This is a genomic window from Alsobacter sp. (assembly GCF_059501845.1).
The window spans coordinates 1-11,571 of the sequence record NZ_JCACDK010000016.1; the positions used below are offsets into that span (position 1 = coordinate 1).

15 protein-coding genes, 2 tRNA genes and 1 pseudogene are annotated in these 11,571 nt (G+C 65.0%); 3 read left to right on the forward strand and 15 right to left on the reverse strand.

Going from position 1 to position 11,571, the window contains the following annotated elements; genetic code table 11:
- Positions 1 to 628 (forward strand): annotated as a pseudogene (locus AC5JCN_RS13280) (hypothetical protein); the annotation flags it as partial.
- Between the two features lie 133 nt (positions 629 to 761).
- Here the strand turns inward: AC5JCN_RS13280 and AC5JCN_RS13285 are convergent.
- The 3 genes from AC5JCN_RS13285 to AC5JCN_RS13295 form a co-directional block, all read right to left on the reverse strand.
- Positions 762 to 838, reverse strand: a tRNA-Arg gene (locus AC5JCN_RS13285).
- Positions 839 to 869: 31 nt separating this feature from the next.
- Positions 870 to 1,175, reverse strand: a complete 306-nt coding sequence (locus AC5JCN_RS13290) for an ETC complex I subunit (RefSeq protein ID WP_495755551.1) — start codon at positions 1,173 to 1,175, stop codon at positions 870 to 872.
- A gap of 53 nt (positions 1,176 to 1,228) precedes the next feature.
- A tRNA-Pro gene (locus AC5JCN_RS13295) sits at positions 1,229 to 1,305 on the reverse strand.
- A 227-nt stretch (positions 1,306 to 1,532) separates the two neighbouring features.
- On the opposite strand from AC5JCN_RS13295, the gene AC5JCN_RS13300 reads away from it, so the two are divergent.
- Together AC5JCN_RS13300 and AC5JCN_RS13305 are read left to right on the forward strand one after the other, a co-directional pair.
- Positions 1,533 to 1,808: a hypothetical protein gene (locus AC5JCN_RS13300; RefSeq protein WP_495755552.1), complete on the forward strand. Its 276-nt coding sequence runs from the start codon at positions 1,533 to 1,535 to the stop codon at positions 1,806 to 1,808.
- Positions 1,808 to 2,122, forward strand: coding sequence for a hypothetical protein (locus AC5JCN_RS13305; RefSeq protein WP_495755553.1), 315 nt, complete (start codon positions 1,808 to 1,810; stop codon positions 2,120 to 2,122). Before AC5JCN_RS13300 ends, AC5JCN_RS13305 begins: the two co-directional genes overlap by 1 nt.
- A gap of 529 nt (positions 2,123 to 2,651) precedes the next feature.
- Here the strand turns inward: AC5JCN_RS13305 and AC5JCN_RS13310 are convergent.
- From AC5JCN_RS13310 to AC5JCN_RS13365, 12 genes are all read right to left on the reverse strand, one after another.
- A complete protein-coding gene (locus tag AC5JCN_RS13310; RefSeq protein WP_495755554.1) occupies positions 2,652 to 2,852 on the reverse strand; it encodes a hypothetical protein in 201 nt (66 codons plus the stop codon).
- Complete coding sequence (locus tag AC5JCN_RS13315) at positions 2,852 to 3,292, reverse strand: hypothetical protein (RefSeq protein ID WP_495755555.1); 441 nt, start codon at positions 3,290 to 3,292, stop codon at positions 2,852 to 2,854. The genes AC5JCN_RS13310 and AC5JCN_RS13315 overlap by 1 nt, the downstream gene beginning before the upstream one ends.
- 4 nt (positions 3,293 to 3,296) lie before the next feature.
- Positions 3,297 to 3,608: a hypothetical protein gene (locus AC5JCN_RS13320; protein WP_495755556.1), complete on the reverse strand. Its 312-nt coding sequence runs from the start codon at positions 3,606 to 3,608 to the stop codon at positions 3,297 to 3,299.
- A complete protein-coding gene (locus AC5JCN_RS13325; RefSeq protein WP_495755557.1) occupies positions 3,595 to 4,077 on the reverse strand; it encodes a hypothetical protein in 483 nt (160 codons plus the stop codon). The genes AC5JCN_RS13320 and AC5JCN_RS13325 overlap by 14 nt, the downstream gene beginning before the upstream one ends.
- A 147-nt stretch (positions 4,078 to 4,224) precedes the next feature.
- Positions 4,225 to 4,758, reverse strand: a complete 534-nt coding sequence (locus tag AC5JCN_RS13330; protein ID WP_495755558.1) for a hypothetical protein — start codon at positions 4,756 to 4,758, stop codon at positions 4,225 to 4,227.
- Complete coding sequence (locus AC5JCN_RS13335; RefSeq protein ID WP_495755559.1) at positions 4,755 to 5,960, reverse strand: peptidoglycan-binding protein; 1,206 nt, start codon at positions 5,958 to 5,960, stop codon at positions 4,755 to 4,757. The genes AC5JCN_RS13330 and AC5JCN_RS13335 overlap by 4 nt, the downstream gene beginning before the upstream one ends.
- A complete protein-coding gene (locus AC5JCN_RS13340) occupies positions 5,957 to 6,415 on the reverse strand; it encodes a hypothetical protein (protein ID WP_495755560.1) in 459 nt (152 codons plus the stop codon). Before AC5JCN_RS13340 ends, AC5JCN_RS13335 begins: the two co-directional genes overlap by 4 nt.
- A 3-nt stretch (positions 6,416 to 6,418) precedes the next feature.
- Positions 6,419 to 7,357 (reverse strand): hypothetical protein, encoded by a 939-nt coding sequence (locus AC5JCN_RS13345; protein WP_495755561.1) that lies wholly within the window; start codon positions 7,355 to 7,357, stop codon positions 6,419 to 6,421.
- The gene (locus tag AC5JCN_RS13350; protein ID WP_495755562.1) at positions 7,357 to 9,966 is read right to left on the reverse strand and encodes a phage tail protein; all 2,610 of its coding nucleotides are present in this window, start codon (positions 9,964 to 9,966) and stop codon (positions 7,357 to 7,359) included. Before AC5JCN_RS13350 ends, AC5JCN_RS13345 begins: the two co-directional genes overlap by 1 nt.
- Positions 9,967 to 9,968: 2 nt before the next feature.
- Positions 9,969 to 10,379, reverse strand: a complete 411-nt coding sequence (locus AC5JCN_RS13355) for a DUF6950 family protein (protein ID WP_495755563.1) — start codon at positions 10,377 to 10,379, stop codon at positions 9,969 to 9,971.
- On the reverse strand, positions 10,379 to 10,945 hold the full coding sequence (locus AC5JCN_RS13360) for a hypothetical protein (protein WP_495755564.1): 567 nt from the start codon (positions 10,943 to 10,945) through the stop codon (positions 10,379 to 10,381). Before AC5JCN_RS13360 ends, AC5JCN_RS13355 begins: the two co-directional genes overlap by 1 nt.
- A complete protein-coding gene (locus AC5JCN_RS13365; RefSeq protein WP_495755565.1) occupies positions 10,945 to 11,571 on the reverse strand; it encodes a hypothetical protein in 627 nt (208 codons plus the stop codon). Before AC5JCN_RS13365 ends, AC5JCN_RS13360 begins: the two co-directional genes overlap by 1 nt.

Consider the following 11,571-nt stretch of genomic DNA (forward strand, 5'->3'; position numbering starts at 1 on the left):
AGCGAACGCTCCGCCCGCCGCGCCGACGACTGCCCCGGCCAACACGGCGCCCACCCAGCAGCCGGCAGGAACGAGCACCGGTCACGGCGGCGCGACCGTCCCCGGCTCTGGCGACAGTCCCACCCAGACGGCAACGGTCAGCACCGGCGGTTCCGCAGCCGGGGCTCCCGATCCGGCTCCTGCCCCCGGTGGTAGCGCTACTGCCGCCGTCCCCGCGCCAGGGCACGGAGCAGGCGCTGCGGCTCCGGATCCCGGCTCACCCCCGAAAAATTCCTTCAAGGACGAATACAAGCGGATCGAGGCTGAGCTGAAAGCAAAAAACGGCTATACGACGATGGCCCTGGACAAGGACGTCGTGAAGTACATATCGGGCGAAGGCAACAAGGACATCGCCTATATGGGCCAGGCTGCAATGGTGCTGTCGGACGCGATCGGCCACATGGCCTCCGCTCACCTGCAATACGCGGCCGATGTCCAGCAGGCCGAAGCAGAACGGCTCCGGGCGATCATCAACAAGATGATCAACAATCAGGCGACCATCGACAAGGCGACGAACGAATCCCTCAAGTCGACGGAAGACTTCATCGACAAGTACGAGGAAGGCAATCGCCGCATCATCCGGGGCTGACGCATTCCAGGCCAGCCGTCCCTTTCGAGGGCCGGCTGGCCGCGCCATCCGCTGCGCCGTCGCGACAGAGACCCGGGGGTCGACCCCGGGTCTTTTTCCGTCCGGGGTCTGCCCGCCGGAAATCCACGACGCATGGCGACCCCGGCAGGGCTCGAACCTGCGACCTGCCGCTTAGAAGGCGGCTGCTCTATCCAGCTGAGCTACGGGGCCGGGAGCCCCGGTGACGTGTCACCGGGGTCCGTCAATGCGTCCAGGGCAGGACGCGGTTGAACTTGAAATTGTCGGAGTAGGCGATGGTCCGCCGCTTCGGGTCCTTGGGGTCCTCGACGCTGGCGGCGATGCCGTTACGCGCGGCATAGGCCAGCGCCTCTTCCTTGGTGTCGAACCAGAGCTTGACCTGTTGACGCATGTCGCCCGAGCTAGTCCAGCCCATCAGGGGGTCGATCTCGCGCGGCTTCTCCTGCTCGAACTCCAGCAGCCAGCGCGTCGCCTTCGCCGTTCCAGACTGCATGGCCGTCTTGGCGGGTCGGTAGATCCGGGCTGTCATCCTCGTCATCCCTGTCGAACGATTTTCCGGGCCCCGTGGCGTCCCGCGGAGAGTGGTCGGGGCAGCAGGATTCGAACCTGCGACCTGAAGTACCCAAAACTTCCGCGCTACCAGGCTGCGCTATACCCCGAACGGTCATTTTCCGTGGGCCTGCCTACGATTTCTAGACCGGCTCCGCAAGTGGCTCTCTGGTCCGAACGGCACGGAGGGGAAACGAAACGCGACCGACGGAACAGAGAGTCCCGTAGAAAGTCCCGTAGGTGACGACGACCCCCCTCCCCACCTCATCATCCTGCTGATCATCATGTGGCTGGCGGTCGCTCTGGCCATCATCTTCAAACCGATTGGAGGCACTCCATGACGCACGCATCGACGTTCGATAAGACCGGCGGCAAGCCCGACCACTTCCGCTTCACCGACGCGCTCGGGATCAAGTTCAAGGTGCCGGTGGGCAACCTTGAGAAGACCCGCAAGGGCTGGAAGATCGACGGGATGTCGACGACCGAGGTCTACCACATCAGGCTGATCGAGCTCGTCGACGAGGCAGGCAAGGTGCTGCTGAGTGCCGACGGCGGCGACTCCAGCGTGAAGACCGGAGAGATCTTCGGGCTGTTCCTTGAGGAGGATGAGTGATGGAAGACGAGCACGACCGTCGGAAGGACATCGAGGCGGAGGGCCAGCGGGCGGCGGTCTACCACGACAAGGCGCAGATGCACCCGGTCCGTGGCAGCGCGGCCGCCCAGGAGCGCGCCAGGGCCCTCGCAGAGACCGTCGGGCCCATCGTGGCCCGGCAGGGTCTGGTGCCGGTGGAGGAGGCTGCCAGGGCCCTGGAGGAGATCGCCAAGCTGTCCGCCCAGGCATGGGGCACGGAGGACGAGGGCAAGGCGCTCCGTCAGATCAACGAGGTTGCCCTCCTCGCTTGGGCGAACTTGCGCCGGCGCCCCTGATTTGGGCAAAACGTCGTTTTAATATGCGCCTAGGAAATTGCGACATTCGTGCGAATGCCTATTGCATGAGCCTAGGCCTGCGGTATTAGATCGCATTCATAGCAACCACACCGCGCGAATGCGGGAAGTGAGGCCCCCGGTGACCTGCATTCCGACGTCTAGTCTGGTTAACGTTTTCTTAAACGACTCCGAGGACATAGTAGACAATCAGGAGGCTGTTGCGCGCTTCCTCGACCGCCTTGCCGACGCAACATCAAACAGGTCTGGCGAGGGTCGCGACAACGTGTTGCCGTGTAAAGGTTGCGGCACAAGCAGCGCGTTGAGGCGAGCAGCCTTGATCCTTCGTAACCTCGCCTGCGTCGCCATATTGGCCCTCGGAACGGCAGTTGTCCTGGAAGGGGGCACTGACGCCGAGGCACGCGATTGTCCGGGGTACGAGCTCATCGACGTGATGCCCTGAATCGAAAAAGCCCCGCCAGCGCGAGCCGGCGGGGCCAAGTCTTCCTGGAGAGGAAACGCCCTCACGGGCCTAGGGGTCGGCCGGGATCCAGCCGACGATCTGTACGAGAGACGAGATTGGCAAGCCGCTGTCGCAGCTGATCCATGCCTTTCCGTTCCACTTCATCTTCGCAAGGCTCTTCCACTCACCCATCGCGTCGCTGAGGATGAGGTAGACCTTCGTCCCGTCCTTCGGTGCCAGCCAGACGTCCCGGCGGTCAGGGAAGGCCATCAGACACCTCCGGGCGCGATGTAGGCGCAGAAGGTCCAGACGGTCGGGTCCGGCTGGTCGTCGCTCGTCTGCCAGCCATACCCGGCCATGGTCCGCGGCTTGCCGCACCAGTGGCCTGCCGTACCCGGCTTCTCACCCGGCACGCCGGAGAAGACGATCCTCCCGGTGCCCAGCAGAACTGGCCGGCCCCATCGCTTCGAGTCGATCACGAAGGAGCCGTTGCGCTCGGAGATCTGGCTGAAGTCGAGCGCCTCGCAGTCGGCGTCCGGCCCGACCCCGCCGCAGCACTTGAACCCGGTGCCGGGCTGGCGGAGCTCGCTGTAGATGTCATGGGCCAACGCGCGGCCGGCACCGACGACCGCCGCGAGTGTGTAGGCCAGCAGGAAAAGAAGAAGGCCGGCGATGATGACGCCGGCCCACGTGATCAGGCTCTTAATCATGGGTCTAGCCTCGAGGAGGGCTGTGCTTCTCCCAACGATCGGCCAGGTGACGAGCGCGCTCCTCGACGCGCTTGTCCTCCTCTACCCGCTCAAGGAAGGTCTCGATGTGGTCGGCGATCCGCTTCAGCTGGGTCGCCATGTCGTGGAAGGATTGGAAGTCGGCCACCGTCGCCCGCTTCAGGATGACCTGCTGGACGTCCGGTTCCGCCGTCTTCGATTTGCGGTAGCCGACGATCGTAGCGATGGCCGTCCCGACAAAGACGGCCAGAGCAGTGATGATCGCCGAGGTTTCTGACGAGAGCTCAAAGTTTGCCACGATCGGCTATCCCCGCATCGCGGGCGGCACGAAAGGCATTGACGCCGCAGATCATGGCCAGGCCGGAATAGACCGGGATGCCCGTGGAGTTGTACCCCGTGGCGACGATCCCGACGACGACCTGCATCCAGAACTGGCAGGATATGGCCGAGGTGATCGCCCGGATGTGCGGGCTGTACTTCGAGAACCAGTGGTCCTTGAAGGTGCCGTTGATGAAGAGCGCAGTGACCCGGAGCAACGATACGATCACAGCCGCCCACCCCCACGAATCTTCCCTCATCGTGGCAGCCATCACCGCCCAGACGGGCGACCGTGTGAAGATGTCTCCTTCCTGCAAGAGGGCCATGCCCCAGCCCAGCAGGACGAAGCTCATGATCCATTCGGTGATGCGAGGCACGAAGTGCGCGCCGACGCCCGTCATGATGCGGAAGACGATCATCTTCGACTCCGTTCTCAGGGCGGCGATCATGGCTGGACTTCGCTGGAGCAGGAGGGAAGATCTTTGCCGGCCGAGGCGAACTGATCCCGCTGGCAGTCGTACCAGCGAGCCGATGCGTCGAGCCTGTCGTTGGCTTCCTGTCTGCCGGCGCGCTCCCGCGCAGCCACGATTTCCAGGTCATCGCCTACCTTGTGTTGCACCTCCACCTTTGCCCACCATCCCGGGCGCTGCGCCAGGTTCCGCTCCAGCGGGGCGGGGCCCGATGCGTTGCAGGCGGTTAAGGCCGTCGAGAGTGAGAACGCAGCGACGAGCATTAGGGCTCCGCGCGACGGGTGCAGGCTCTGCGGCAGAGACGGGTGCGGGGACCACCTCCGGCGACGGAGGCTCCTCTTCAGCACGCGCGCGGGCTTGATCGAGCTCATCCTGGATCCTCCTGACTTCTTCTTGATATCCGGAGGCCCTGGCCTCGATTTGGATTCCGCGGATGGACGCGTCGATCTCGGCGTTGCGCGCGATGGTAATGTCCCGCTGGAGGGCCTCGATCTTCGACTCCAGCTTCGAGGTGTCGCACTTGGCCCGCTCCTGCTGACGGGCGCTGCTGTCGACCCACCAGAGGACCAGGACGACACCGGCGCCGATCATCACGATCTTGCCGAGGCCGGAGGTGAGGAGCTTCACGAACTCCGGGATCAGGGCGAGAAGGGCCGTCACATGAGCCTCCCTTCACGAGCGCCCTGCACGCGCTCCTGGATCACCTTCGTCTGGCCCTTCCAGATCACGAATGCCAGGCCAACGCCGCCGGCGGCCCATGCCCATGGCGGCACGTCCGTCAGGATCGTCTTGAGCGGCCCGAGGTGATCTATGGCGTCGGAGATGTTGTCCTTGATCCCGTAGGCCATGGCGGCGAGGCTGGCGAAGGCGCCCTGCACCACCGACCAGATCCGGCCCTGCTGCGCCGCCTTGACGATCGTGCTCTCCTTGGCGACGTCCTTCGTCGTCAGGTTCGCTCGGACCGGATCGATCTTCCTGGGCGGTGCTGTCGCCAGCGCGCGATAGGTCGGATCGTCGAGCTCCGCATCAATCGGCAAGCCATTGTCGTGCTTGAAGGCCGTCAGGGCTGCGACAGTCCTCGATCCCCAGCAGCCGTCGATGATGCCGACCTCGTGGTAGCCCAGCGACTGGAGCCGTTCCTGGAGCGACCGGATCTCCCGCTCGGGCAGGGCCTGCTCGTCGATCGCGTCGTCGTCGCTGTCAGGGTCGATAATTTCCGCGGCTTCATTTGAGGCGTCGTCGTCCATGGCGAGGAGCCCGAGGGACTGCCTCTCGGCCATCCAGATGGACTTCGCCTTGGCCAGGTAGCGGCGGGCATCCTCAAGCCCGTGGGTGCCGCCATTCACCCGCCGGCGGATCTCGACCAGGTCGTCCCGGTCCGCGAGCGTGCTGAGGCCCTTCTGCTTCCAGTAGGCCACCGCTGCCGAGAAGCCTGGGCCAGGCTCGCGCAGCTGGTCTGGATCATCGGCATAGCCGACTGCTGCGAAGTTGGACTTGCCAGTCGTCTGGATGAAACCGGAGCCGCGGTAGTCCCATGCGTCCTGCGGCGTCTTGTTCCCGAGCCGGCCGCCATAGACCTTCGCAGCAAGCGCTTGCGGGTTGTTCGCGTAGGGCTTGGCAGAGGCGACCGTCGGGAACCTTTTCGGCCACACCTTGTTGAGACGTTGAGCGGAATAGGTGAGGTTCTCTTCGATGGACCGAAAGCCGCCGGTCTCCACACAGATCTGAGCCAGGAAGTGGCACGCCCGCAGCGGCGTGTTGATGCCCGCCGCGTCCATCTCGCGCCAACCGTCCGCGACAGCCTGGATGAGGTCGGGCGCCGCGCTCGGCGCCAGCCTCTTCAGCTTCTCGACGGTGATCACGCCGCCTTCTCCTGCGGAGGCTTAAAGTCCATCAGGCAGTCGGGCCAGACCTTCAGGAGCTCGTCGATCGTCTGCGCGGCCTCGATGTCGGGATGCGTCGTGACGTCCCGCAGCGCCTCCTTCTGGGCCTTCACCGCATTGATCAGCGCGGTGTTGCCGGACTCGAAGGCGCGCATGAACGCGATGTCGAGCGCGGCCATCAGCGGCCCGCGGGTATGGCGCATCCGGTTCCGGTGGATCTCCCGAGCGGTCGGCATGTCGATCACGACCCGGTTGTTCTTCAGGCGCCAGGACATGAAGTACCCGCCGTCATAAGGAAGGAGCCCTTCCTCGATGATCACCGAGCCGGGCGGGCAGTCCTTTTCCAGCACGTCGCGGAGAGGAACCTCGCCGGTCGGGCGGCAGACACAGACGTTCCCGAACTCGGCGTTCGTATAGACAATGACCTTTGCCATGGATCAGCCCACCGCCATGAATGAAGTGGTTGCGTAGTCGAAAGACACCCAGTCGGTGACGCCCGAAGATGACGTGCCGCCGGTTGCCACCGTCGCCCCCGTCGTCGACTTGGTAAGGACGACCAAGCCGTAGATGGCTGCACCGACTGAGGCGACGTTGACGCCATGCGCCCAAGCCCAATTCGCATCAGCGAACGTGACCGAGAAGGCCAGCGTGTAGCGGCCGGCAGCGGTGCGGGTGACGGAGGTCATGCCCGACGACGAGAGGATTGCGCCGGTCGAGCCGGTCCAAGTGGCGCGCACTCGAATCGGGTTCGCTACCGTGAGAGTGACGCCACCCGACGTGCCGCCACCCGTAAGGCCCGTGCCGGCCGTGACGCCCGTGATGGTGCCGACGGCCGAGGCGATCGAGTAGCGGTCGATGCAGCGCCAGTTGGTGCCGTCAGGCGTGTACCAGGTGAGGACGTCACCAGCGACTGTCGTGTAGTTCGCCGCGCCCGGTGTGATCAGGCTCGTGGCATTGTACGTGTATTGCTGCGCCGCGGTGTGCCAGATCTCGCGCCGCGTGCCAGCCGGCGCGGTGCCCAGCCCGGTGATCGTCGTCGTGCCCGACGACTGGAGCATGTCGGCATAGACGGTGCCGATCGGCATGACGCCGGACGTGATCGTCGGCGTCGCAAGGTGGATCTTCGCCGGAGAGACGAAGATGTCGTTCGTCGTGTTGAAGTAGCCAAGGCAGACGTCGTTCGTGCCGTCGTAAATCCAGAGCGTCCAGATCGCCGCGGACGGTGCGTCGTCCTCAACCCAAAGCTGGCCCGTCTGCACGCCCGTCGGGCGGGATGCCCCCTTGGACATGGAGGCGAGCGCCTTGAGGGCGGAGTTCGCGTCTGCCCGGAAACTGGATCCGGACTGGTTCGCGAGGTCGAGGTCGTGCTGGGACACTAGGCCGGCTCCTCAGCTTTCGCAGACAGGGTGAGGACGCGGACGTTCCAGGTGGGATCGTCAGCCGCGAACTCGAGCTTGAATTGAAAGGCGCGGGCCTTGATGTCGGTGGCGGTGATCCGGAACCACGCGCCCCAGGTCGGAGAGCTCGCAGGGTTGTCGTTCGTAGCCCGGGCCCAGACCACGGCGTCGATACCACCCCCGGTCGCGCCGTCGATCTCGGTCCAGGTATCGATGTTGCCGGTGCGTGAATCCCAGAGGTCCGACGAGGAGAAGGAGATCACCTCGCAGACCGTGGTCAGGCGGGCCGTTCGGATCGACCCCAGGTCCAGATAGGTCGAGAACAGGTAGGTCGCAGGGCTGCTCGTGGTCGTGATGCTCAGCCCGGTCCCGTCGGTAGCGCAGTTCGTCTTGGTGCCCGTGAACGTCGGGCTCTCCGTCAAGCTGGCGATCGAGACGTAGGGCACCGCGGTGGACTGGTCCGCCGCGACCGTCGCGAAGCCCGTGGACAGCACGCCCGAGGAGTCCCGGAAGCGGACGATGTAGGTGCCTGCCTGGGCCGGCAGGGTTTCGCTGGTAGCGTCGCCCGGAAGGTCGGCGACCTGCACCGAGTTGGCCCATGCGATAGAGCTCGTCTGCGGCGTGTGGTTGATGAGCACCGAGCCGCCGATCTTCACGTCGAGGCTGACGGTGCGATCCCATGTGAGCCGGGCGATGCCGCCGATGACCTCGACACGCACGCCCGTAGGATCCGCCGGTGGCGCCGACAGGCCGGTGATGACCTGCGTCGTCTGCACATAGGCCGACTTGGCCTTCAGAACGTTCACCGAGCGGACCCGGAAATTGTACGTGCCGGCCGCGAGATCAGGCAGCACCGACGAGGTTGACGTAGCGTTTGGCAGGTTGAGCCAGGTGGAGGAGCTCGAGAGCTTGTATTGAAGCTCATAGGTGTCGACGAAGCCGTCGGCGGAGGGATCCCAGAACAGCGTCGCCCGCGACTTCACGCCGGCCGATCCGGAGGTCTCGTAGAGCTCTTCCAGGACCGAGAGGTTGCTGGGAGCGCCAGGGTTGTTCCAGTCGGGCAGGTTCGTGGCCGGAGCCGCTTCCAGCAGATCTTCTTCCGTCGCCGTCCATGAGTAGGCCGCGGCCGACGACTCCCGCAGGGTAAGGGTCACACCCAGAGCCTGGCTCTGATCCTTGTCGTCGATGGACCATTTCCAGCCGGTGACCTCAAAGGTCTTGTTGTCCCAGCCGTAGCGATCGAGCGTGACGCCTATGACGTCGCCGACAGCGACCTCATAGGCCAGCATGTTGCAGGGCAGGGTGACCTCGATGGGCTCCCTCGCGCGGTAGAGCTCCATCTTCGCGAGCCTCTGAGCCGTCGCGTTGTCGACCACGAAGTTGAAGGTGAGATCCCGGTAGACCCGGTCGCCGCCATCCTCAGCCTCGAAGGTCGCCGACGTGATCGCCTTGAAGTCGGTGGTCTCGTAGCGCGCGTCGACGCTCCGGTACGTGCCCTTCACCGCGTTAAACTGGCTGGCCATCGACTGCCGTGTGGTGATCGACGGCGCGTCGACGATCATGTCGGCGGTGATCTCGAAGGTGCTCGCCCGCCAGGCCCCGACGAAGAGCCGCATCTGGCCGGAGGTCCAGGCTATACGGCCCTGGCAGGCGGACAGCATCTCGTCCAGGACGTCGCCCGGGCTGGTGCTTTCGTCGAGCTCGATGATCCCATTGATCGTGTAACGGAAGACCGAGCCGCCGTTGGTGTTGACCACCTCGTCGCAGATGTTCGCTTGCGCAATGAAATTCGCATCGTCAATCTCGGCCGTGTCCAGCCCGACGCCGCCGAGCTCCTTCGGACGCAGCAGGTAGTCGCGGATGATCAGGGCCGCGTTCTGCGTGAAAGCGGTCAGGCCCGAACGCGGATCGTAGACCTTCAGACCCTTAACCAAGGCCGACACGTTCGGCAGGCCGTCCTTGTAGGTGCCATCCGAGTCCCACTCGAAGGCGCAGAAGAGCGCAGCAACGCCTTGCAGCTTGTGGTCGTCTGTCCAGAGCCCGTCGGTGCGCGTCGTGAAGAACGAGGGAGGCACGTCAGTGCCGGCGATCCCGGTCTGCCTGTAGGCGCGGCCGAAGCCGGCATACCCGCCGTTCAAAAAGTCGTTGCCAGACCACTGCGGCCTGTCGTCGTTGAGATAGATACCCTCGACGTCCTCAACGGGCCCTTCGCATAGCGCGATCGTGAAGTAGAGCCAGCTGTTCGACTGGTGCGAGGACAGGAAGACGATCGTGCCGCCAAGCCGGGTCTTGCCGTAGACGAGCCGCCGAGGCGATACGCTCTCCTTCTGCGAGATGTTCGTGCCAGGCCGTTCGATGCCCTGGTTGCCGGGCTTGGGCTTCTTTTTGCCCGAGAGCAGCTGCATGCCAAAGGACAGCGCCACCGACAGGGCGAGCTTCACCGCGAAGCTCAGAATGGCAGAGCCGCTCAAGGCGCTGCCCAGCGCGGCCCCCAGCGCGATCAGCCCCGAGACGGGATCGGCGTAGGCCGGAGCAGCCGTCAGCAGCGCGGCGCAGAGCGCCACGACGAACGTCATGTGCTTGCGCATGATCAGCCTACGGTGAAGGCCATATCGGCATCGAGGACCGGGATCCGCAGGAAGCCCTGCGTCTCGTCCAGCCCCAGCGCGAACTCGCCGGAGAGATCGACCACGGCGGATGTGAAGTCGCCGAACGTGACGAGGTCGCCCCGCTGAGCGAACGCGACCGGCTTGGACGGCCCGACCAGGGCAGCGAAGGCCTCCGGCAGGCTCGCGTAACCCGCGGCCGAGAGAGCCGCCAGAGCCCCGATGCGCGTGCTGTACGTGCCGATCAGGTCGTGCGCCGGGTTCACTCCCGTGATCGCCTCGACCGCCCTGCCAGAGAAGAGCACACAGTCATGCACGCCCCACTCGAACGGCAGGTCGCGGGTCTCCATCAGGAGATCGCCGAGACGGATGTCCCATCTTTCGAGCCTGGCCATCAGTTCCTCGATGTCCACTTGACGTTGCGATCCTGCATCGTCGGTACGAAGTCGAAGCCCTTGTCGTTCGGGTAGTAGAGCTTCTGGTCCTCCGGCTCGTAGCGCCGGGTGCGCGCCCGCTTCAGGTCGATGAGCCGGCTCTCGACAGCCAGCGAGACCGAGCACGTAGGGCCCGAGTCTGTGATCGTCATGACGTCAGCGCGGCCGCTGAAGAGGATGTCAGGGTTGGCCACGAGGGCGCCCGTCGATGTGTCCGTGAGCGCCAGGTAGATGTTCACCACGCGGCCCTGATAACGCTCCGATAGAGCCATGGAGATGATCGCACCGTCGACACCAGACAGCGTGATCTTCGTGCCGTTGGATTGCGTCTCCAGCGTCTCCTCGACCGGCTCGAAACCGATCACGCCGGCGCCACCTGTCCATGTGAAGCCGTTCCAGGAGAGATCTCCGATCCCGGTCCAGAGCCGCAGGGCGCCGGTATCGAAGAGGCCCTCGAAAAGAGCAAGCGGCTCCAGGGTCTTCGCCTTGGCGGCATTCTTGAACGCTGTCGTTACCGCACGCGGCATCAGAGCGGCTCCACGCACTGGATGTTGAGACTGTCGTAGACAAAGCCCGGCGAGATCGATGGACCGATCGCGTTCATGCCCAGGCGCCAGACGCCCTTGGGCTGGTTCGTCACCACCGACGCGCCCGACGAGGCGTTCGCCCGCAGCGCCGGCTCGATCGACACCGTGCCCGCACCACCTGAGTTCGACGTGATGTCCTCGGTGAGGATGTAGAGGCGGGAGTCGACTCCGGTTCCGATCTGGATGAAGTCGCCTCGCAGGAGGGTCTTGGTGTTGCCCATGCCCGCCAGCGTCAGCGTCCTGGCGCCCTTGGTAGCGCTGGCCCCCAGGGTGACGCCCGACAGGCTCACCGTGCCACGCGGGACAAGCGCGTGTAACGGGCTCATGAGGAAGGTGCCGTACTGCCCGCGCAGGGAGGCGATAAAGCCCTCCACCACGCCGCCCTTGTCCCGAAGCGACGGCGCGATGTCCATGTCGACTTCCCAGCGCTGGCCGGGCCAGAGGAAGCGCTGTTCCGCGAAGGTGAAGATCGATGGCGACACCGCCGCATTGGTGTTGAGCCGCGGCGAGAAGCGCTGCGCCCGCGCGAACTCGGCCGGCGCCGTCAGAGGATAGACGATTGCCAT